This window comes from Deltaproteobacteria bacterium, from assembly GCA_016219225.1.
Lineage (GTDB): Bacteria > Desulfobacterota > RBG-13-43-22 > RBG-13-43-22 > RBG-13-43-22 > RBG-13-43-22.
In genome coordinates this window covers 1-22,153 of the sequence record JACRBX010000320.1, presented here as the reverse complement: position 1 = coordinate 22,153, position 22,153 = coordinate 1, and the positions used below count along the sequence as shown (strand labels likewise).

Genomic DNA, 22,153 nt, shown 5'->3' with positions numbered 1-22,153 from the left:
GGCCACCCCCATGTCCGGTCCGCTTATCGAATGTGTCCCCAATTTCAGCGAAGGCCGCCGCCATGAAGTGATCGAGGCCCTGGTGGCCCCCTTTCGAAATCGCCGGGGTTGTTCCCTTTTCGACCACCGGGCCGACCCGGACCATAACCGCCTGGTGGTTACTCTGGTTGGCCAGCCCGAACCGATCCAGGAGGCCTTAATCGAAGCGGCTAAAATCGCCGTGGAACGGATCGATTTGGAGACCCACCAGGGCGGTCATCCCCGCATCGGCGCCGTGGATGTAATCCCCTTTGTGCCCCTCAGAAATATCACCATGGAGGACTGCATAACCCTGGCCCGCGATTTCGGGGAGAGGTATTATCAGGAAACCGGCATCCCGGTTTATTTTTACGAGGAGGCGGCCATCAGGCCGGAACGCCGCCAGTTGGAAAGGATCCGCCAGGGCCAGTATGAGGGACTCAAAACCGCCGTTGCCGATCCGGCCCGCCGACCCGATGTGGGGGAACCGAGACTGCATCCCACGGCCGGAGCCACGGTCATCGGGGCCCGCAAGTTTTTGATCGCCTTCAACGTCAACCTGGGCACCACTGATATCGAAGTGGCCCGGAAAATCGCCAGGGCCGTGCGGGCCTCCTCCGGCGGCCTTTGTCATGTCAAAGGGATCGGACTGGCCCTTAAGGACCGGGGTCTGGTTCAGGTCTCTTTGAACATCGTTGATTTCGAAAAGAACGCCCTTTACCGGGTGGTGGAACTGATCCGTATGGAGGCCCGCCGCTGGGGGGTCAATCTGGTTGAAACCGAGGTCGACGGGATGATGCCGGCCGCGGCTTTGCTGGACAGCGCGGCCTATTATCTGCAACTCAGCGGCTTCGACCCCAACCAGGTGGTGGAACTGCGCTTGCTGGAGATGGAGGAAGACGAGGGAAAGACGGGAAAGGAAACCTTATGAGCCTGGGTGAATTGTCCATCCGGGATTTTGTTCAGGAGTTGGCCAGTGAGAAACCGGCACCCGGAGGCGGAAGTGTGGCCGCTCTGGCCGGAGCCTTGGCCGCTGCCTTGTGCGCCATGGTCGGGAACCTGACCGTAGGCCGTAAAAATCAGGAAAAGGCCTGGCCGGCCATGGCCAAAGTAAGGGATGAGGCCGAGGCCATAGCGACCGAACTCCTTCGATTGGTGGATGCCGATACCGAGGCCTATAACCGGGTTACGGAGGCTTACCGGCTGCCGAAAGAGAACAAGGAACAACAGGCCAAGAGGCTCACGGCCATCCAGGCGGCCATCTATGGGGCGGCCCAAGTCCCTCTGAAAACCTTAAAGACTTTATCTCCATTGCCGGAATTGGCCCGTCAGGCCCTGGAGCTTGGCAATCCCAATTGTCTGACTGATGCCGGCGTGGCCATACAACTGGTCCGGGCAGGGGCCTTCGGTGCCGCCTATAATGTGCGGATTAACGCCAAGGGACTGAAAGATCAATCACAAGCCATGAAACTCCTGGCCGAGACCGAAAGGACCTTGCAGCGGATACTAAAAGAAGTCATGAAGTTGGAAGGAGTTGTAGAGGAAAAGCTGGCTTAAAAAAAGAATATCGAATATCGAACTTCGAATCATGAAGGGATTTGTTTTTGCCTTCCTTCGATATTCATTATTCGACATTCGGCATTCGACATTCGAATTTTTCTTGTCCGTGTTGCTCCAACGGGCATGAGGAATTAGCAGAAAGCTGAAAGAAAGGGTGATTCCGCGGATGGCCTGGGCCTATTATCAGGAAAAGCTCTCGGCCGAAAGACTCAGGCGGGTCTATGAAATCGCTTCGCCCCGGGTGCGGCAATATCTTCAGGCCGAGATCGATTTTATATTGAGCCGGGTAGGCCCTGGCGATTGTGTGCTCGAGCTGGGCTGCGGGTATGGCCGCGTCCTGGAACGATTGAGCACGAAATCCCAACGGGTCTTCGGTATTGATACTTCCCGAGCCAGCCTGGCCCTGTGTCTTGAAAACTACCAGGGCCATCCGCCTTTTGGAGTGGCGGCCATGGACGCCTTTCACCTTGGGTTTCGCACAGGTTTCTTCGACCTGGTGGTCTGCATCCAGAACGGGATATCGGCCTTTAAGGGCAACCCCTTGGCCTTGATGCAAGAGGGATTGCGGGTCACTCGCCAGGGAGGATCGGTGCTTTTTTCCAGCTACGCCGGAGCCTTCTGGTCCGAACGGCTGGATTGGTTCCGGGCCCAGGCCCATGAGGGGCTGCTCGGCGAGATCGATGAGGAGCGGACCGGCAACGGGGTGATTATGTGCCGGGATGGTTTTAAGGCTTCGACTTTCGGACCAAAGGATTTTATCGATCTGGCCCGTTCCTTGGGGCTGGAACCCGGGATCACCGAAGTGGACGGCTCCAGTCTTTTTTGCGAGATGTCCCCCAGGCCCTAACGACGGACAATGGAAAATATCGAATATCGAATAATGAATGTCGAAGTAAGGTAAAAATAAATCCCTCATGATTCGAAATTATTTGCATGTTCGAAATCAACCTTCATCCCTCTCAAGGGGCACCACGAAGCTTGAAAATGGTTTACTCCGAACCCTAAACTCTCAACTTGATTTTCCGGACCTTGAACCTTGAACCCTAAACCTTTTTTCGGACGCACATGGACGCACTTTTTTTAAATGCCAACCTGGCGACTATGTCACCCATTGGACCTTATGGGGCTATCAAGGATGGCGCTCTTATTGTAACCGGGGATCGGATCAGTTGGGTGGGAAAACGATCGGATCTTCCGGCCGGGGCAGAGGATGCGGCGGCTGAGATTCATGACCTTGGCGGATGTTGGGTTACACCCGGTCTGGTGGATTGCCACACCCACTTAGTCTATGGCGGCAGCCGGGCCGGGGAATTCGAACTGCGTCTTAAGGGGGCAACCTATGAAGAGATCGCCCGCCAGGGCGGCGGCATCCGTTCCACTGTTGCCGCTACCCGGCAGGCCGATGAAAATAGTCTCTATAACCAATCCCTTCCCCGCTTGCGAAGCCTTATGGCCGAAGGGGTGACGACCCTGGAGATCAAATCCGGATACGGTCTGGACCTCGAAGGCGAAGGCCGCCTCCTTCGGGTGGCCAGACGCTTGGGCCGGGAAGAGCCGGTCCGTATCTTCACCACTTATTTGGGGGCCCACGCCCTGCCGCCGGAATTCGAGGGCCGGGCTGATGACTATGTGGATTTCATCTGTCAGAAGGCCCTCCCCCGCCTGGTCGAGGAAGGGTTGGCCGACGCTGTGGACGCCTTTTGCGAAGGGATCGGTTTTTCTCTTTCCCAGACCGAACGGATTTTTCAGGCCGCCGCCTCGTATCACCTGCCGGTGAAGCTCCATGCCGAACAGTTTTCCGATATGGGGGGATCTGTGCTGGCCGCCAGGTATAAGGCCCTTTCTGTGGATCACCTCGAACACCTGAATGAAAAAGGCGTAGAGGCCATTGCCCAGGCCGGGACCGTGGCCGTTTTATTGCCCGGGGCCTTTTATTTCCTGGGGGAGACCCAAAGGCCGCCGGTGGACCTGTTGAGGAAGCACGGCCTACCCCTGGCCGTGGCCAGCGACTCGAATCCCGGCAGCTCGCCTTGCGGGTCCCTGCTTTTGATGGTGAATATGGCCTGTACCTTATTTCGTTTGACCCCGGAAGAGGCCCTGGCCGGGGTGACCCGGAATGGGGCCGCGGCCCTGGGCCTGGCCGATCGTTTGGGGACCCTCGAACCGGGAAAGACGGCCGATTTTGCGGCCTGGGATATTGCCGAGCCGGCCGAACTGGCCTATCGGTTCGGATATAACCCGGTGAAGATGATTGTCAAAGACGGCGTGGTGATTGCACGACGGTAATGAAATGCTTGAAGTTCTGGAATCCAGGAGCCAGGAGCCAGCATTCAGAATGGGGAGAATCGGAAAAAGTCCGGAAGATCCCATTTCCGTCATTCCCGTGAAAACGGGAATCCAGTCCCGCCCAAAGGCGGGATTAATTTGTTGCCTATGGTCTGGAATCCCGCCTGCGCCTTCCGGGGTGTAGTACCCTACGGGACGGAAACGGGAATGACGAGTTTTTGTATAGTCATCAACAAAATGTAGGGTGGGTGGAGTGATAGCGGAACCCACCGGTTAATGAGGTCTTTATCTCTATTGTGTTTTAAATATTTTGGTGGGTTACGCTTTGCTGCACCCACCCTACAGAAATTTAGCCACGTGATCGATAAAACTTTGTCGATGTATCGGCAAAAAATGCTTATCAACTTTGAAGAAATCAAAAAAAGGAGGTTTAATCATGGGTAGAAAATTTTTTATTTTGTTGAGCACCTGTTGTTTAATCGCTTTCACCCTGTCAGCCTGGGCTGCCGACCCGATCAAGATCGGTTTTCATGCCCCTCTGACCGGTTTTGCCGCTTCGGACGGCAAGTCGGCCAGCATCGGGGCCGAGTTGGCGGTGGAACAGGTCAACGCCACCGGCGGGATCAACGGCCGGCCTTTAAAGCTGGTGGTCTACGACGATCAGGCCAAGCAGGAACTGTCCATCACTATTGCCAACAAACTGATCGGCCAGGACAAGGTCGTGATCGGCGTTTCCGGGAGCTACTCGGCCCCCACCCGGTCGGCGGCCACTGTCTTCCAGGAGGCCAAGATCCCCTATATCTCGGCCTATGCCATACATCCGGATATCACCAGGGCCGGAGATTACTGCTTCCGCACTTCCTTCCTGGGCGAGATCCAGGGACGGGGCGGGGCCAAACTGATCGGTGACCTCCTCGGCAAAAAGCGGGTGGTCATGATCACCCTGCAAAACGACTTCGGGAAATCCCTGGCCGCCGGCTTCAAGGAAGCGGCCGGCCAGTTCGGGATCAAGATCATCAATGAGTATGAATACTCCATGAAGGACCGCCAGTTCGGTTCTCTGGTCGCCAAAGTCAAGGCGGACAATCCCGAGGCTATTTACGCCTCCGGTTATTACTTCACGGCCGGACCTTTGGTCAGTCAACTGCGGGCCGCCGGGGTGACCGCCCCCCTCATCGGACAGGAAGGCTATGATTCCCAAAAATTTATCGAGATAGCCGGCCAGGCGGCCGAAGGGGTGATCATCACCACTTCGTTGGATCGCGATTCGGATGTACCGGAGACCAAGAATTTCATCCAGGCCTTCGAAAAGAAGGCCGGGTTCAAGGCCGACATGGTGGCGGCCTCGGCCCATACGGCTGTGATGGTAGCGGCCTCGGCCTTGAAGGCTGCCGGTTCTACGGACCCTCAAGCCCTCCGGGCGGCCATTTCCAAAACCAGGATCAAGGCCTCCACCGGTCTGATCTCATTCAACAGTCTGGGAGAGGTAAAAAAGGCCGTTCAGAACCAGGTGGTCAAGAACGGTCTCTGGCACAGGCATTCGGTCATTGATGACCCGAAGCTCCTGGAACCGCCGGACAAATAAGGGATCCCTTTTGTGCTCTATCTTGAACTCCTGATCCAAGGTCTGGTCTACGGCTGTATGTATGCAGTCATCGCCGTAGGCCTGACCCTGGTCTACGGTCTGTTGCGCATCCTCCACGTGGCCCATGCCGGTCTCTTCGCCCTGGGCGCCTACCTGGGGTTGTTGATTACCAACTGGTCCGGCAGTCTGGCCCTGGGCCTCCTGGGTTCGGCCCTGATCGTGGGTCTGGCCGGCATGCTCCTCTACCGCTTGTGCTATCAACCGATCCTGGACCGGCCTCCTTACGTGGCCCTCATCGCCTCCATCGGCCTGTTTATTGCCATGGAGGAAATCTTCCGGTTGATCTTCGGCCCCTATGGACTCACCTATAAGGTCCCCCCGCTTCAGGCCAAGGTCCTGGTCCTGGGGGTCAATCTGCGTCAGGCGGAATGCGGGCTGATCCTCATGGCCGTAGTCCTGTTGGGAGGGCTTTCCTATTTATCCCAGAAGACCCGCATCGGGGTGGCCTGGCGGGCCACGGTGGATGACCCTCAAATGGCCAGGGCCTTCGGAGTGGATACGATCAAGGTCCGTTATCTCAACTTCTTCATCGGCTCCTCTTTGGCCGCCATGGCCGGCGTCTTCGTCTCTCTGCTCAGCAATGTAGTGGAGCCGACCATGGGCGGGGTCCCCAGCTACAAGGCTCTGGCTATTATCGTTTTGGGAGGTCTGGGCAATGTCAAGGGCACCCTGATCGCTTCCCTGGTCCTGGGGGTGGTGGAGGCCTTCGGCACCATCTATATCGGTAAATTGCTCGACCGGGACGCCATCGCCTTTGCCCTTTTAATCGTTATCCTGATGATCCGCCCCCAAGGGCTCTTCACGCGGCAATGACTATGGGCATCTACGAAATCAGTCTGGCAACCTTGGTGTCCATCAATGTCATCTCCGCCCTGGGGCTGAACCTGATCTCCGGTTTTTGCGGCCAGATCAGCCTGGGCCATGCAGCCTTTTACGGGATCGGTGCCTACACGGCCGCCATCCTGGCCAAAGCCGGTCTCCCCTTTCCAGCCGCCCTGCTGGCCGGTATGGCCCTGGCCGGATTGGCCGGTCTGATCGTCGGGCTGACCAGCCTGCGGGTCCGGGAAGATTTTCTGGCCATTACCACCATGGGTGTGGGTTTTCTGTTTATCGGGATTGTCCGCCAGAACGCCTTTTTAGGGGGTGAAATGGGGATCTCGGCCATCCCGGCTATCGGGCTTTCCAAAGCCGGCTTTTTGGCCATGGTCCTTATCCTGGCCGCCTTGACCACGGTTTTCAACCTTTGGGTCAAAAAATCCTGGATGGGCTTTGCCTTTGAGGCCGTGGCCGACGACGAAGACACGGCCCGGGTCCTCAGTCTCGACGTCAGCAGCTACAAGCTGACAGCCTTTGCCCTGGGCACGGCCCTGGCCGGGTTGGCCGGAGGATTGTACACTTTTTTCGCCCGCTTTATTTCACCGGACAACTTCGGTTTCGTCACCTCCATCTCCATCCTCTCCATGGTCGCCGTGGGTGGGATCGGGTCGGTCTTTGGCGTCCTGGTCTCGACCATCTTTTTGACCCTCATGCCGGAATTTTTTCAATTCCTGAGCGACTACAAACTCCTGGTCTACGGTGCGCTTCTCTTCGGGGCCATGCGTTTTTGGCCCGACGGATTAGCCGGCTTGTATGCAAGTCTGGCCGGACGCCAGGGCCGGCGGTCATCGGACCGGGCGGAGGGACCATGAGCCGACTCCTGGAAATCAGGGACGTATCGGTCCGTTTCGGTGGCGTAAAGGCCTTATCCGATGTCTCCTGCGATATCGAAGAGGGGGAATTCTTGAGCCTCATCGGACCGAATGGAGCGGGTAAAACCACTTTGCTTAAGGTGGTCTTCGGTCAGGTCAAGGCGGAAAAAGCCCGGATCCTGCTGTCCGGGCAGGATATCACTCACCTGGCCACCCATTCCCGGGTCCGCCTCGGCCTGGCCATGACCCATCAGATCGTCCGGCCCCTGAGGTCCATGACGCTTCTGGACAATGTGGCTCTGGCCGTGGGCCATCAACGATTAGGCCGGGTCCTGCCGGCCCTGGTCTACTGGGACCGCACCAAAGAGCGGCGTCGGGCCTTGGAACTGCTTGAATCGGTCGGGATCTCGGATATGGCCGGAAAGGGTGTATTAGGTCAGCCCCTGGGCGTTCTCAAACGCCTCGAAGTAGCCAGGGCCATGGCCCTGGAACCCAAGGTCTTGTTTTTGGACGAACCTTTAGCCGGGCTTAACAACATCGAAGCCGGCCGCCTGGCCGATACGATTGGAGAAATCAACCGCCAGGGATTGACCGTGGTCATGATCGAACACAACCTGGGCGAGGTGCTGCGGGTCAGCCGCCGGCTGGTGGTCCTGGATAACGGAATAAAAATCGGAGACGGGGATCCGGAAGAGGTCATGCATGATCCGGCGGTCCGGGCCGCCTACGTGGGAAAAGGGGGCTGTGATGCTGCGGCTTGAAAACCTGGGCTGTGGATACGGACCTATGCGGGCGGTGCAGGGACTGGACCTGGAAGTGGCCCGGGGGGGCATTACGGCCCTTTTGGGGGCCAACGGTGCCGGCAAGTCCTCCACCCTGCTGTGCATCGCCGGCCTGGTGGAGGTCCACGAAGGCCGCCTCCTCCTTGAGGACCGGGACATCTCCCATCTCTCGCCCATGGACCGGGTCAAGGCCGGGATTGCCCTGGCACCCGAGGGCCGCCGGCTCTTTTCCCGATTGACCGTCCGGGAAAACCTGGTGGTGGGAGGATATTCCCGGCCGGCCAGGAAGACCTCGGCCGCCATCGACCGGGTGGTGGCCATCTTTTCCCGCCTGGGAGAACGTCTGGACCAAGTGGCCGGTTCCCTTTCCGGCGGCGAGCAGCAGATGCTGTCCATCGGCCGGGCCTTGATGGCCGAGCCGGAGCTATTGCTGATCGATGAACTCTCCCTGGGCCTTATGCCCAAGGCCGTCGACATCTGCTATGAAGCCATCACCGGCCTCAATCGACAGGGGTTGACCATCATCCTGGTCGAACAAAGTACCCAGCGGGCCTTGGAAGTGGCCGACCAGGTGTGTGTTCTGGAGTCTGGGCGCACCGTCTGGAAAGGGACCGCCGATCAGGCCCGGTCCGATGCCGGTCTGATCGATGCCTTTTTAGGCCTCAAAAAAATGGGCTTATAATGCCCAGGCCGCCCGGGCACCCTCTTCGACGGCCTCGATAATCCGCCGGGGACGTTGGGCGTCACCGACCACGGTGTATGGAATCTTCAAGGCCTCCAGTGCCCCCTTCAGCTCATCCCTGGCTTTCAAGCCTACGGCCAGCACCACCTGGTCGATGGGCGATAAAATCGATGGGTTTCCTTCACTTTCGATCTCTACGCTTCCCTCGCCGATCGATTTCAAAGTCGTGTTGAAAAGGAGACGGCAGTTCTTTTCCCGCAAGCGGGTATGGAGCATATAACCGTGGGAGGTGATCTTCAGAACCGGTGAGCGCTTGAGCATCTCTACCAGAGTCACCTGACTGCCTTGTTCGCTTAAGGTGTCGGCCGTTTCCATGCCGATGAGTCCTCCGCCGACGACCAGGACATTCTTCCCCGGTTTAACCCGGCCCCCCAGGATCTGCCAGGCGTCACAAACGTTGCCTTTTTCTCTTCCCGGTATCTCGGGGATGATCTTCTCCCCGCCGGCAGCCAGGATGACAAAGCCGGGATGGTTTTCCCGCAGCATGGCCTCGGTGACGGTGGTGCTGCTTTGAATCGATATAGGGGCCTTCCGGACCTGATCGATCTGCCAGTCGATCCATTCCCCGTAGATTTCCTTGTGGGGCGGTATGCGGGCATAGCGGATCTGACCGCCCAAATCCTTCTCCTGTTCGAAAAGGGTCACCCGGTGTCCCAGGCGGGCTGCTTCAAAGGCTGCTGTCAAACCGCCGGGTCCGGCGCCTACCACCCAGACCTCCTTGGGACCTTTAGCCGGACCTTGGGGATAAATCGTCTCCTGTCCGGTTTCGGGGTTGATGGAGCAGCGGATATTGCCCTCCCCTAAGATCTCGCGCTCGATGCACCCCTGGTTGCAGGCAATGCACTTCCGGATATCGGCCGACCGGCCGGCCCTGGCCTTGATCAGGAAATCGGGATCGGCTAAAAATTGCCGGCCGAAGGCGACCAGGTCCGCGTCGCCCCGGGCGATCACCTCATCAGCCTGAGCCGGCTCATTGAACCTGCCCACGGCAATGACCGGAACATCCACAACCTCTTTTACTTTTCTGGCCAGCCAGGCATTAAACCCCGGTCCGTACTCGGCCGGGGCCTGGGTAATCCCGGCCGGGCTGCCGTGGGTCCCGAAAGAGGCATGGATAATATCGGCCCCGGCCTGGACCATGTCCGGCAGGATGGTCTGCATATCATCGGCCGTGTATCCGCCCCGGATGGACTCTTCCGCGGATATGCGCACGGAGATTGGAAAATCCGCTCCCACCTTCCGTCGCACCGCTTCTATGACCTCCAGAACGAAACGGGATCGTTCCTTTAAGGTCGATCCACCGTATTCGTCCGTCCGGCGGTTCGACAGGGTCGAGAGAAACTGGGTCAGGAGATAACCGTGGGCGCAATGGATCTCTACGGCATCAAAGCCGGCTTCTTTGGCCCGGGCCGCGGCCGAACCGAAGGCGGCGATGGCTTCCTGGATATCCTCCAGGGTCATTTCCCGCGGCGTTGTGCGAAAAACGATGCTGGGAATGGCCGAAGGGCCCATGGCCTTTCCCTGGGAGCCGAGCAACAGGCTCTCCCGGCCGGCATGGTGGATCTGCAGCGCGATCCGGGGGCCGGCTTCGTGGACCACGGCCACCAGCTTCTTCAGACCTGGGATGAAACGGTCCTCATAGGCCCCCAACTGGTTCGGGCTGACGATCCCTCCGGGATGAACCCCGGTAATTTCCGTGATAATCAGACCCGGCTCCCCTTTGGCCCGGCGCTTCATATAGGCCAGATTGGCATCGCTTACGGTACCGTCGTCATTGCCCAGGTTCGTCCCCATGGGGGGCATGACCACCCGGTTGGCTAAAAACATGGACTTGATAGTGATGGGGGACAAGATGTGTTTCAAAGTATTCATGGCATTCTCCTTAGTTCGAAAATAGTTCAAAACAAAAAAGGATACCCATCGAGGTGCGGCGAAAGATATTTTCAGATCTATCAGAAATCATCCCACTTTTTAAGACATTGGGCGATATAAGGAAAATCCTCTTTTTGCAGGGTCCGCACATCCAACAGGAATCGTTCTTTCTCAATCCTTCCGATGATGGCCGGCGAAAAGGAACGAAATCGTTTTTCTATTTCGGCAGAGGGATGGCTTTCAGAAGTTAAAGCCAGGGCATAAGAATTCATAAACGATAAGGGTAAGGCACCGCCGCCGACCTGGGAGGTGGTAGGCATGATTTCGATGGTTAAACCGGGGACCGGATTTTTTTTAAGCTGCCGGTGGAGGCTTTTGGCCCGCTCATGGAGCCTGGGCAGGGGAATGGACAACAGGGCCAGAGTAGGTATATCTTTTAAGGCCTGTTCTTCGTTCCGGTAGAGTTTCAAAGTGGCTTCCAAGGCCGCCAGGGTCAGTTTGTCGATCCGCAAGGCCCGGTTTAAGGGATTGCTCCGCAAGGCCTGAACATATTTTTTCCGGCCCACGATTATCCCGGCCTGGGGGCCTCCCAGAAGCTTGTCGCCGCTGAAGGTAACCAGGTCGGCCCCGGCCCGGACCACTTCGCCGACAGTCGGTTCTTTTTCCAACCCAAAGGACGAGACATCTATAAAACTACCGCTCCCCAGATCTTCCATGACCGGCAGATTATGGCCCTGCCCCAAGGCCACCAGGTCTTCCAAAGGGACTTCGGCGGTAAAACCGATGATCCGGTAATTACTGGTATGGACCTTGAGCAGCATGGCCGTCCGGTCCGTCAGGGCCGCTTCATAATCCCGCAGATGGGTCTTATTGGTCGCCCCGACTTCCCGCAAAATAGCCCCGCTACGGGACATAACTTCCGGGATGCGGAAAGACCCCCCGATCTCAACCAATTGGCCTCTGGAAACAACAACCTCTTTTCCTTTAGCCAGGGTATCGAGGGCCAGTAAAACGGCCGCGGCATTATTATTGACCACCAGAGCGGCTTCAGCCCCGGTCAGTTCGATTAAAAGGGCTTCCACGTGGCTGTAGCGGCTTCCACGCTGCCCTGATTCCAGGTCGAATTCCAGGTTGGAATAATATCGGGCTACCCGCAGAACCTGCTCCAGGGCCTGAGGGGCCAGCAAAGACCGCCCCAGATTGGTATGGACAATAACGCCGGTTCCATTGACGACCCGGCAAAGATGATAAGCAGCCCGGGCCGACAGCTTCATTTCGATTTCCTTCCAGAGGTTCGGCAAAGCTAATTCGGGATCATAGCCGGAGAGGATCTCTTTTCTTTTATCAGCCAAGAGTTCCCGAATCACGGTTAACAGATGTTTTCGGGAAGTCCTGGACAATAATTTTCCAAACTCCGGCTGCTCCAGCAGCAGGGTCATGGAAGGTATCTTTCTTAATAAATCGGGATGGGGCGTATTCATGGCTCTCCGGGTTTAGTTCGAAAATAAAGTTTCAAGATGCAAGTTCCAAGTAAAAAATTATACTGTATTTAAGATAAGTTGGCAACCGAAAAAGGTAATAATTCGGCCACCAAGTCACTAAGCCACAAAGGTTTAAACATCATATCCCTTCTTTGCGCCTTCGTGTCTTAGTGGCTGAACTGGTACCGAAAAAAAATTGGTCTTGAACCATCCTCCTGCATAGAGTAAGGTGCAGGTCATGGAATGGAACTTTTTACCTTTTGATCCCCACCGCGCCGGACCTTTGGCCAAAGAACTTGACCTCCCTCCCCTGATGGCCCAACTTTTAATTAACCGTGGGTTTTACCGGGGGGACCAGGCCCTGGATTTTTTTTCTCCTTCTTTGCTCCGGTTACCCCCTCCTCACCTGATGAAAGACATGGATAAGGCTGTCAACCGCCTGCTGAAGGCCATTCAACAACAAGAACATATTGCGGTCTTTGGGGATTACGACGCCGACGGCATTACGGCCACGGCCCTGTTGGTCCATTTCTTAAGGCCCTATTTCCCTGATATTCAATACTATATCCCCCACCGGGTCCGGGAAGGATACGGACTTTCCCTATCCGGAATAACTGCCTTGAAAGACCAGGGGGTTTCCTTGTTGATTACGGTGGATTGCGGTATCTCCAACCATCAGGAGCTTGAATTCGCCAAGACGCTCGGCCTGGAGGCCATTGTGACGGATCATCATCAGATTTCCAAAAAAGGGAGCCCTCCGGCCATAGCCGTTCTCAATCCAAAACAGGAAGACTGCGCCTTCCCTTTTAAAGAATTAGCCGGAGTCGGGGTGGCCTTTTATCTGATTATCGCCCTTCGCCAGGCCTTGGAGCACCAGGGATTCTTCCCAAATGGAAAACCAAACCTGAGGGCCTATCTGGATCTGGTGGCTTTAGGGACTGTAGCCGACGTAGTCCCTCTGCTGGGCGTCAATCGTATCCTGGTCCGGGAGGGTCTGGAGGTGATGGCCCATTCCCCCCATATCGGTTTAGCGGCCTTGAAAGAGGTCTGCGGGATTCAACCCGGGAGCGCGGTTTCTTCTTTCGATGTGGCCTTTCGCCTGGCCCCCCGACTTAATGCCCTGGGCCGGATGCAGGAAGCCAAGGGCGGGGTCTGCCTGCTGACCACGGAGGATGTCCAGGAAGCCCGGGACCTGGCCCGGTTAATGAACCAGGAGAACAGCCGCCGACAGACCTTGGAACAACTTATGATTAAAGAAATCGATGAAGGATTACGGTCCTCCCTGGAAACCGACCGGAAGAAAAGCCTGGTCCTGGGGTCCGAAACCTGGCATAGGGGGATCCTGGGGTTGGTGGCTTCCAGGCTGGTTGAGCGATGGCTTAGACCGGTCTTTTTATTCGCCCTCGAGGGAGAAACGGCCCATGGCTCGGGCCGGAGCATGGAAGGCTTCAACCTCTTTAAAGGGTTAGAGACCCTGGAAGAGTTCCTATTGGGCTTTGGGGGGCATGCGGCTGCCGCCGGAGCCACCCTTAAGATCAAGGACCTTCCGGCCTTTGAACAGGCCTTTGAAGCCCTGGTCAAAAATTCGGTTCCGGAAGAGGCTTTCCTCCCGTCGCTCACCATAGAAGGAGAAATCGATTTCCCCGGGCTGGGAAAAGATATCGCCCCTTATCTGCCCCGGTTAGCGCCTTTCGGATCAAAAAATCCGGAACCTCTACTCGCCAGCCGGCAAGCTCGAATCAAATCCCTCCGGATAGTGGGCAACACGCTCGGCTCCAGCCGAGGCCCTGGCCATCTGCGCCTAAAGTTGGAACAAAAGGGGATCGTTATGGACGGCATCGGCTTCGGGCTGGGGAACCAGGTCCTGACCCCTGGAGATTGGGTCGACCTGGCCTATACCCCTTTTATTTCGGAATACGGATCGACCCCCAGACTGGAATTGCGTATTAAAGATATCAAATAAAACTTGACTTTAATTACAACCTATGGTTTAAATTAAGTTTATCTTAAATTTGAGGAGATGTGGCAGTTATGAAGAGAACATTTCAACCCAGCAACCTGAAACGATCCAGAACTCATGGATTTTTGGTCCGAATGAGCACTCCCGGCGGACGGAAGGTTATCAGCCGAAGACGAGCAAAGGGAAGAAAACGGCTTTCGGTCTAGTACCCGGGTCGTTTTCCTTAAGGATGAAGCCTTTTGCCTTACCTAAAGAGGAAAAGGTCCTGAAACGTAAGGATTTCATCCGAAGGTCCTCAAACGATAGAAAGAGGGTTTTCCCCCATTTTCTGATTATCATGAAACCCAATAATTTGGGTATAACCCGTTTGGGTTTAACGGTGGGAAAAAACAGGGGGGGAGCAGTCCAGCGAAACCGAATCAAGCGTCTTTTAAGAGAATTCTTTAGAAGATCCAAACACAAGCTTCCTCCTTCCCAGGATATCATTATAGTTGCCTTAAAAGGATCAGACCCATTAACCTATTGTCAAGTTTTGGAAGAATTAACCCCCCTGATGGTTGGAAGCGGTTCTTGATCCATTACCTTAAGGGATTTTTATTATTGGGAATACGGGGATATCAACGAGTCATTTCGCCCCTTTTCCCATCTTCCTGCCGGTTCTATCCCACCTGTTCTGAATATTCTTTTCAGGCTATTCAAACATATGGGTTAACCAAGGGATTATTTCTATCCCTGAAAAGGATCGGGAGATGCCATCCCTTTTCCTCAGGCGGATTGGACCCATTACCATAAGGATGTCCCCCTTATCATTTTGGAGTAATTATGGAAAAAAATGCAATTCTGGCCTTTGTATTGTCCATGGCGGTCTTTGCCGCCTATTTTTTATTATTCGCCCCTGAGGAACCAGCGAAGCCTCATCAGGATAAGACGGCCAAGACGGTTTCTGCCCAGAAGGAATCCCCTCCGGCCCTTTCATCCCCCGGGCCGGCAGCGCCGGCCGCCACGCCCAAGACCCAGGAAGCGGCCTCCTCTCAAACAGCCAGGGATGTGTTAGTTAAGACGAAACAATTTGAAGCTGTTTTTTCAGAGCAGGGCGGAACATTAAAAAGCCACAAATTAACCGCCTACAAAGAACAATTGGGAGGTAAGGATCTCAAAGAAATAATCTGGGCCGATCAGCCTTCGGCCTTTCCCTTGCAACTGGAATGGATAAAAAAATCCCAGCCGGATATGGCTCTGGCGCCATTCAAGGCCGATAAAAATTCCCTGATTTTGTCTCCTGATCAACCCAAAGGGACCCTCTCTTTTACCTGGACCTCCAGCCAGGGAATGACGATCGTCAAGACTTATACCCTCTCCTACGATTCGTACCGGATTGACCTGGATATCCAGGTGATCAATGGAACCTCCCAAACGCTGGACGATAATTTAACCCTCCTTCTGGAAAATAAATTTGTGCAGGCATCGGATAATTCGGCCTCTTTTCAGGGCGCCCTGCACCTGGTAAACGGGCAATACAAAGAAGTGGCCCTGGGAAAGGTCGACAAGGAAGAAGTACTGACCGGGAAGATCCGGTGGGGAGCCCTGGCTGACACCTATTTTATGGGGACCGTGGTTCCTCTGGAAGAACAGCAAACGGTCAGTCTCAAGGTTTCCAAACCGGCCCCGGAATTATTAAAGATCGCCTTCGTGTCTGCCCCCTGGACGTTGGCCCCGAAGGGGGAAAAAAGGATCCGTTATGCCCTGTATTTCGGGCCGAGAGACACCCAGATCTTACAACCTCTGGGGTTGGAACTGGAAAAAGCGGTCAATTTCGGCTTTTTCGATATTATTGCCAAGCCCTTATTGTGGGTCCTGCGTTTTTTTAATGGTTTCCTCCATAATTACGGCTGGTCGATCATTATCTTAACCATCCTGGTTAAAATCCTTTTCTGGCCTTTGACCCATAAAAGTTACAAGTCCATGAAAGATATGCAAAAACTTCAACCCAAGATTGCCAAATTAAAGGAAAAACATAAAGACAACCGGGAAAAGCTCAATCAGGAGACGATGGCCCTGTATAAAACTTACAAGGTCAATCCGATGGGGGGATGTCTACCGATGGTTATCCAGATTCCGGTTTTCTTTGCCCTTTATAGCCTGCTGGGATATGCCATTGAACTGCGTCATGCCCCATTTTTCCTCTGGATCAATGACCTTTCGGCACCGGACCGCTTACCCATCGGAATCCAGATCCCTTATGTCGGCAACGGGATTCCGGTCTTGACCCTGCTGATGGGGGCTTCCATGTTTATTCAACAAAAAATGACCCCCACTACAGGGGACCCGACCCAGGCCAAAATGATGCTTTTCTTGCCGGTTGTTTTTACCTTTATGTTTATTAACTTTGCCGCGGGCCTGGTCCTGTATTGGCTGGTCAATAATGTCCTTTCCATAGGTCAGCAATATTACATCAATAAATATGTCAACTGAATCAAGATGGAGGAGATGACCCATGGCATCCCTTGAAATAGAAGGAAAATCCGTTGAAGAAGCCGTTGAGACGGCTTGTAGTCAGTTAAAAGTCCCCAAAGAAAAATTAGTGGTTGAGGTCCTGACCGCCGGGTCTACTGGAATATTCGGTATTGTAGGTTCCAAAAAAGCCAGAATTCGGGCCACGGTCAAAGAAGAACCTGTTGAGCTAATCGCTGAAATGCAACCCCAGACGCAACCCGGCCTTGAGCCGCTGCCCGTTCCCCTGACGGATGATGAATTGATCGCCGAAGCGAAAACCCTGACTCAAGATATCCTGAGCCTGATGGGGTTAGAGGGCACCTTATTGATTCGAAAAGAAAAAGAGACCCTCCATATCAAAATAGAAGGGGAAACGAGCGGGTTGCTGATCGGTCGAAGAGGGCAAACCCTGGACGCCTTACAGTATTTGATCACCCGCATTTTGAATCGAAAAGGCCCTGACAAAATCAAGGTGGTCATGGATAGTGGAGACTACCGCACCCGCCGGAAACAGTATTTGGAAGATTTGGCCTTGAAGATGGCCGAAAAATCAAAACAGACCGGGAAACCCGTGGTCATAAGCCCATTAAATGCCCATGACCGCCGCATCATTCATTTGACACTGGAAAAGGATAAAAGCCTCAAAACCGTCAGCCGGGGGGAAGGGCAATTGAAAAAAATGATCATTTCTGCGGCGAAAAAAGACCGTACCGCAGAACCCCCTGCCGATTCGGACACATAAAGAAAGGGTGCAAGGTACAAGGAAGCACTTTAACCCTTAGACCTTAAACCTTATACCTTGCACCTTAAACCTTGTACCCTTCGCCATGACCGACCATGACACCATCGCCGCCATATCCACCCCGATCGGGATAGGAGGTATCGGTATCATCCGGATCAGCGGTTCCCGGGCCATCGCCATAGCCCAAACCCTTTTCCCCTCGGCATTCCCCCTTAAAACACGCCGATCCCATCAGTTAACCCTGGAAAATATCATCGATCCTGCCCGGGGATTGATTATTGATCAAGTATTGCTTTCGGTCATGAAGGCCCCAAACACCTATACCCGGGAAGATGTGATTGAAATCAACTGCCACAGCGGACCTCTGGTATTAAAAAAAATCCTGGAACTGGTCTTGCTTGGCGGGGCCCGTCTGGCCGACCCAGGGGAGTTCACCCTGCGGGCCTTTTTAAATGGCCGGATCGACCTGACCCAAGCCGAAGGGATTATTGAACTGATTCAAGCCCAAACCGACCAGGCCCTCACCCAGGCCAACAAACTTCTCCAAGGGGCCTTACAAAAACGATTGCAGGGTATCCAGAAAAATTTATTATCTTTGCTGGCCCAATTAGAGGCAGCCATCGATTTTCCTGAAGAAGAGTTGGAGATCCTGGATCGAAAGGAATGGAATCGTATTCTCCAAGAGCAGGTCTTGACCCCTATATTGGAACTCACCCAGGCCTATGAACAAGGACTGCCTTTTCGGGAAGGCCTTTCCCTGGTCCTGGTGGGCAAACCGAATGTCGGAAAGTCCAGTCTGCTGAACCGGTTGTTAAACGAGGACCGGGCCATTGTCACTTCCATCCCCGGTACGACCAGGGATACTATTGAAGAAAATATCCTCTTAAAAGGTCTGCTCTTCCGGCTGGTCGATACGGCCGGGATTCGCCAGGCACGGGATGAGGTCGAAGAAGCCGGAATCCTGCGGACTCGCGGGAAAGTACAGCAGGCCCAGATGGTCTTATTTTTACTGGATACCTCCCGTCCCATCGAGGCGGAAGACCGGGCCATCTATGAGGAAATCGGGGCGAAGCCCACGATCGTCTTGCTGAATAAAATGGACCTCCCCTCGGTGGTTGCCCTTGAAGAAGTACAAAAAAAATTCCCTAACCCTCTGGTGCTTCCCCTATCGGCCCGCTATGGTCAGGGGATAGAAACGCTAAAAGAAAAACTCCATGAACTTTTTATTCATACCCATTTCCCCGAGGCGCTGCCTGATCTCATGCCAACTCTCCGGCAAAAAAAAATATTCGAACAAATGATTGAATCCTTAACCCGGGCTTATCAATTAATGGATCAAAAGGTCTCGCCGGAATTTATTGCCCTGGATATTCAGAAGGCATTGGAAGACATAGGTTCTTTGGTCGGGACCACCACTGCCGAAGATGTTTTGGACCAGGTCTTCAGCCGGTTCTGCATTGGAAAATGAAGTTTTTGTAACTTAAAAAACCTTGTTTTATCGTTCTTTTTTGAATATAAGAGGGTATGAGAAATTATTCTTTTATTTAAAGGAGGTAACGGCGATGAAAAAAAATGGATCCACCCCAAAGAGAATCTTTCTGACGTTGGTTCTGGCTATCAGCCTTCTTTCTTTTCCACTCGGTGCCTGGGCCAAGACGGAGATCATCTGGTGGCACTCCATGGGCGGATTTCTTGGTGAGCGGATAAATGAAATTACCAATAAATTCAATACCAGCCAAAACGAATTCGAGGTCAAGGCGGTTTTCAAAGGGGGGTATCCCGAAACGCTGACCGCCGGGATAGCGGCTTATCGGGCCAAGACCCAGCCTGATATCATGCAGGTCTTTGAGGTAGGGACCCAGACGATGCTCTCCTCCGGGGCGGTTTATCCCGTCTATCAACTAATGAAGGACCAGGGCATCAGGATCGACTGGGATGATTACCTCAGCGTAGTGAAGACCTATTACTCCAAAGACGGGAATCTCTATTCCATGCCCTTCAATTCTTCCACGCCCATCCTTTATTACAACAAGACTATTTTGAAAAAAGCCGGCATCGATATTAAAAAGCCCCCGGAGACCTTTGAAGAGATTGAAAAAATGGCCAAAGCGGCTGTTTCCTCCGGTGCGACCAAAACCGGCTTTACCGTTTCCTGGCCGTCCTGGACCCTCATGGAAAATATGCATACCTGGCACGATCAACCTTTCGCCAATAACAACAACGGTTTCTCGAACATGGCTACGGAACTGAAGATCAACGGGAAACTGGGACTTCAGGTCATGGAAACCCTGGCTCGATGGCAGAAAGAGGGTATCTTTACTTATTCCGGGCGGGGGCCCAAGGGAGATCAACCCACGATTAATGGAGAGGCCGCCTTCAGTCTGGCTTCTACCGCCCTGGTGGGCACTTTAAGCAAAACCGCCAAGTTCGAATGGGGCACGGGGCACTTACCGAAACTTAGCGGTTATCCCCAAGGCAATTCAATTATCGGAGGGGCCAGCCTATGGGTCTTGAAGGGACAACCCCAGGAACATTATAAGGGTGTGGCCAAGTTTCTTGAATTTCTGGGGCAACCCAATATGCAGGCCTTGTGGCATTCTGCCACGGGGTATTTCCCGATCAGTCAGGCCGCTGTCAAAGCTCTGCCGGCCGATCACTTCCGCAAGAACCCTAACTTGTGGACCGCCTTTGGTCAGATTACCCACGGAAAGACCACTCCCAACAGCCAGGGGATCCGATTGGGGAACTTCATGGCCGTCCGGGATATTATTGAAGAGGAGATGGAAAATATCTTTTCAGGCAAGAAGACCCCCAAACAGGGACTTGACGATGCCGTGAAGAGAGGGAATCAGGCCTTGAAAGAGTTTGCTTCCCTGTATAAATAGACCGTGAAAAAAAGTATTTTCCATAATCGGTTTCTCCCTTATCTTCTGGTGGCCCCTCAGTTGATGGTCGTCCTGGTTTTCTTTTTCTGGCCGGCCTTCAACTCGCTGCGACTGTCTGTTTTCAAAACCTCGCCTTTCGGGGACGTCCAGGTCTTTGTTGGTCTGGAGAATTTCATCAATCTCCTCACCTCACAGGAATACTACCACAGTGTGGTTCAGTCTTTTATTTTTTCTCTGGGAGTTACCTTTTCTTCCCTGGCTGGTTCGCTTTTCCTGGCCGTATTGGCCAACCAAAAAATCCGGGGCCGGCCATTATATCGGTCGGCCCTGCTCTGGACTTTCGGGGTCGCTCCTCCGATCGCCGGGATTATCTGGCTGTTTGTTTTCCATCCTTCTTATGGGATCCTGACCTATCTTTTGGCCCGGATAACGACCTATGAGTTCAACTGGCTTTTACAGGGTTGGATCGCCCTTCTTCTAGTGATTTTTGCCGCCAGTTGGGCCCATTTGGGATACAACATCGCCTTTTTTCTGGCTGCCTTGCAGACCATTCCTCAATCGGTTATCGAAGCAGCCAGGATAGACGGGGCCAGCGGTCTGAGGCTCTTCCGCTGGGTCACTTTTCCCCTCTTATCTCCGGTGACTTTCTTCCTGTTCATTATGAATATGGTCTTTTCTTTCTTCGAGACCTTCGGATTAATTCATGCTGTCACCCAGGGAGGACCGGGAGATGCCACTACGATTATGGTCTATAAAACGTACCTGGATGGTTTCGTCCATATGCGCATGGGACTCTCCGCGGCCCAATCGGTCATCTTGATGGTCCTGGTGATTTCCCTGACGGTGCTCCAGTTCCGTTTTACGGAAAAGAAGGTGTTTTATTGAACCGCAATCGCTCGTTTAAATCCAAAAAAGGAAAGCTGAACGGGACCAACCTCCTGATCCACTTCCTCTTGATCGTTTCGATCCTCCTGATCTGTTTTCCTATTTACTATGCCTTTGTGCTCAGCACTCAGAGTATGGATGAGGTGACCCAGACTCCCCAAAAATTGTGGCCTTCGAAGCACCTCTGGGAAAATTACCTCAAGATATGGGACCGGCTTCACATGGGCCGGCTTCTCATCAACAGTACCATCGTGGCCCTGGGGGTCAGCCTGGGTAAGATCGCCATCGCCATTCTTTCCGCCTTTGCCATTGTTTTTTTTAATTTTCGGGGGAAGCAAATTTTTTTCTGGATGGTTCTGGTCACGTTAATGCTCCCGGTGCCGGTCCGCATCTTATCCACCTATCAGGTCATCAGCCAGCTTGGATGGGTGGACACCTACCTGGGCCTGATCGTTCCCTTGATTGCCTCGGCTACGGCCACTTTTCTCTTCCGTCAATTTTTTCTGACCATACCCGATGAGCTGGTGGATGCGGCCAAAATTGACGGGGCCGGTCCTTTACGCTTTCTTTGGTCCGTCCTGCTCCCCAATTCCGGGGCCAGTATAGCCTCTCTTTTTGTGGTCATGTTCATCTACGGCTGGAATGAGTACCTTTGGCCCCTCATGGTTACCAACTCGGAAAAAATGAAGGTCGTCGTGGTGGGCATTGCCGCCACCATTCCCACTGGAACCCAGCCTCCGGAGTGGAACCTGGTCATGGCGGTGGCCATAATGGCCCTCCTCCCGCCTGTACTGGTAGTGCTCATCATGCAACGCTGGTTCATGCATGGACTGCTGGAAAGTGAAAAATGAGCTCATCAGAAAAATGGTTTCAAGATAAATCCTCATGGCCCCGCTGGGACCATAAAATATAAAAATGGGTTTCTCCGAACTCCGAACTCTTAACTCTAAGCTTTATTTACGTATTAATCTTATCCTTCTCATTCTGGGATTTATTACCTTGGTTACGGTAAACGAGTCCTAAGCCATAGTGAGCTTCTGCATAGTTTGGATATAACTCTATTGCTTTTTTATACTCTCCTATTGCTTCGTCAAGCGTGCCTAGTCCATAGTAG

At 53.9% G+C, this 22,153-nt stretch carries 22 protein-coding genes; 19 read left to right on the top strand and 3 right to left on the bottom strand.

All coding sequences use genetic code 11. From position 1 onward, the window contains the following. Positions 1 to 10: 10 nt before the first annotated feature. The 9 genes from ftcD (at position 11) to HY879_25725 (ending at position 8,661) form a co-directional block, all read left to right on the top strand. Complete coding sequence (ftcD, locus tag HY879_25765; protein MBI5606753.1) at positions 11 to 949, top strand: glutamate formimidoyltransferase; 939 nt, start codon at positions 11 to 13, stop codon at positions 947 to 949. Continuing rightward, positions 946 to 1,575 carry a cyclodeaminase/cyclohydrolase family protein gene (locus tag HY879_25760; GenBank protein MBI5606752.1) on the top strand — a complete coding sequence of 210 codons (630 nt, stop codon included), beginning with the start codon at positions 946 to 948 and terminating at the stop codon, positions 1,573 to 1,575. Before ftcD ends, HY879_25760 begins: the two co-directional genes overlap by 4 nt. 169 nt (positions 1,576 to 1,744) lie before the next feature. Beyond that, positions 1,745 to 2,425: a class I SAM-dependent methyltransferase gene (locus tag HY879_25755; GenBank protein ID MBI5606751.1), complete on the top strand. Its 681-nt coding sequence runs from the start codon at positions 1,745 to 1,747 to the stop codon at positions 2,423 to 2,425. A gap of 218 nt (positions 2,426 to 2,643) precedes the next feature. Beyond that, positions 2,644 to 3,864, top strand: a complete 1,221-nt coding sequence (locus HY879_25750; protein MBI5606750.1) for an imidazolonepropionase — start codon at positions 2,644 to 2,646, stop codon at positions 3,862 to 3,864. 436 nt (positions 3,865 to 4,300) lie between these two features. Further along, positions 4,301 to 5,449, top strand: coding sequence for an ABC transporter substrate-binding protein (locus HY879_25745; GenBank protein MBI5606749.1), 1,149 nt, complete (start codon positions 4,301 to 4,303; stop codon positions 5,447 to 5,449). Between the two features lie 12 nt (positions 5,450 to 5,461). Further along, entirely contained in the window at positions 5,462 to 6,322 is an 861-nt protein-coding gene (locus HY879_25740; protein ID MBI5606748.1) for a branched-chain amino acid ABC transporter permease, read from the top strand. Then, a complete protein-coding gene (locus HY879_25735; GenBank protein MBI5606747.1) occupies positions 6,319 to 7,197 on the top strand; it encodes a branched-chain amino acid ABC transporter permease in 879 nt (292 codons plus the stop codon). The genes HY879_25740 and HY879_25735 overlap by 4 nt, the downstream gene beginning before the upstream one ends. Then, positions 7,194 to 7,958, top strand: coding sequence for an ABC transporter ATP-binding protein (locus HY879_25730; protein MBI5606746.1), 765 nt, complete (start codon positions 7,194 to 7,196; stop codon positions 7,956 to 7,958). The genes HY879_25735 and HY879_25730 overlap by 4 nt, the downstream gene beginning before the upstream one ends. Next, entirely contained in the window at positions 7,945 to 8,661 is a 717-nt protein-coding gene (locus tag HY879_25725) for an ABC transporter ATP-binding protein (GenBank protein MBI5606745.1), read from the top strand. The genes HY879_25730 and HY879_25725 overlap by 14 nt, the downstream gene beginning before the upstream one ends. Here the strand turns inward: HY879_25725 and HY879_25720 are convergent. Both HY879_25720 and HY879_25715 read right to left on the bottom strand, forming a co-directional pair. Next, positions 8,656 to 10,593: an FAD-dependent oxidoreductase gene (locus HY879_25720; protein ID MBI5606744.1), complete on the bottom strand. Its 1,938-nt coding sequence runs from the start codon at positions 10,591 to 10,593 to the stop codon at positions 8,656 to 8,658. The two genes, HY879_25725 and HY879_25720, sit on opposite strands and share 6 nt — an antisense overlap. 80 nt (positions 10,594 to 10,673) lie before the next feature. Next, positions 10,674 to 12,074 carry an L-seryl-tRNA(Sec) selenium transferase gene (locus HY879_25715; GenBank protein MBI5606743.1) on the bottom strand — a complete coding sequence of 467 codons (1,401 nt, stop codon included), beginning with the start codon at positions 12,072 to 12,074 and terminating at the stop codon, positions 10,674 to 10,676. 238 nt (positions 12,075 to 12,312) lie between these two features. On the opposite strand from HY879_25715, the gene recJ reads away from it, so the two are divergent. The 10 genes from recJ to ugpE all read left to right on the top strand — a co-directional run bounded on the left by recJ (position 12,313) and on the right by ugpE (position 21,890). Then, the gene (recJ, locus tag HY879_25710) at positions 12,313 to 14,037 is read left to right on the top strand and encodes a single-stranded-DNA-specific exonuclease RecJ (GenBank protein ID MBI5606742.1); all 1,725 of its coding nucleotides are present in this window, start codon (positions 12,313 to 12,315) and stop codon (positions 14,035 to 14,037) included. A gap of 68 nt (positions 14,038 to 14,105) precedes the next feature. Further along, positions 14,106 to 14,240, top strand: coding sequence for a 50S ribosomal protein L34 (gene rpmH, locus HY879_25705; GenBank protein ID MBI5606741.1), 135 nt, complete (start codon positions 14,106 to 14,108; stop codon positions 14,238 to 14,240). Between the two features lie 23 nt (positions 14,241 to 14,263). After that, complete coding sequence (gene rnpA / locus HY879_25700) at positions 14,264 to 14,608, top strand: ribonuclease P protein component (protein ID MBI5606740.1); 345 nt, start codon at positions 14,264 to 14,266, stop codon at positions 14,606 to 14,608. Further along, positions 14,608 to 14,826: a membrane protein insertion efficiency factor YidD gene (yidD, locus tag HY879_25695; GenBank protein MBI5606739.1), complete on the top strand. Its 219-nt coding sequence runs from the start codon at positions 14,608 to 14,610 to the stop codon at positions 14,824 to 14,826. Before rnpA ends, yidD begins: the two co-directional genes overlap by 1 nt. A 30-nt stretch (positions 14,827 to 14,856) precedes the next feature. After that, positions 14,857 to 16,506, top strand: coding sequence for a membrane protein insertase YidC (gene yidC, locus HY879_25690; GenBank protein ID MBI5606738.1), 1,650 nt, complete (start codon positions 14,857 to 14,859; stop codon positions 16,504 to 16,506). A 22-nt stretch (positions 16,507 to 16,528) separates the two neighbouring features. Continuing rightward, positions 16,529 to 17,269: a Jag N-terminal domain-containing protein gene (locus HY879_25685; GenBank protein ID MBI5606737.1), complete on the top strand. Its 741-nt coding sequence runs from the start codon at positions 16,529 to 16,531 to the stop codon at positions 17,267 to 17,269. A gap of 85 nt (positions 17,270 to 17,354) precedes the next feature. Beyond that, positions 17,355 to 18,737: a tRNA uridine-5-carboxymethylaminomethyl(34) synthesis GTPase MnmE gene (gene mnmE / locus HY879_25680; GenBank protein ID MBI5606736.1), complete on the top strand. Its 1,383-nt coding sequence runs from the start codon at positions 17,355 to 17,357 to the stop codon at positions 18,735 to 18,737. Positions 18,738 to 18,831: 94 nt separating this feature from the next. Then, positions 18,832 to 20,154 (top strand): sn-glycerol-3-phosphate ABC transporter substrate-binding protein UgpB, encoded by a 1,323-nt coding sequence (gene ugpB / locus HY879_25675; protein ID MBI5606735.1) that lies wholly within the window; start codon positions 18,832 to 18,834, stop codon positions 20,152 to 20,154. Positions 20,155 to 20,217: 63 nt separating this feature from the next. Then, positions 20,218 to 21,039, top strand: coding sequence for an ABC transporter permease subunit (locus HY879_25670; GenBank protein MBI5606734.1), 822 nt, complete (start codon positions 20,218 to 20,220; stop codon positions 21,037 to 21,039). Positions 21,040 to 21,074: 35 nt separating this feature from the next. Further along, positions 21,075 to 21,890, top strand: a complete 816-nt coding sequence (gene ugpE, locus HY879_25665; GenBank protein ID MBI5606733.1) for a sn-glycerol-3-phosphate ABC transporter permease UgpE — start codon at positions 21,075 to 21,077, stop codon at positions 21,888 to 21,890. A gap of 106 nt (positions 21,891 to 21,996) precedes the next feature. Here ugpE and HY879_25660 read toward each other — a convergent pair. Then, positions 21,997 to 22,153 (bottom strand): tetratricopeptide repeat protein (locus tag HY879_25660; protein ID MBI5606732.1); only part of this gene is annotated, 157 nt, incomplete at its 5' end.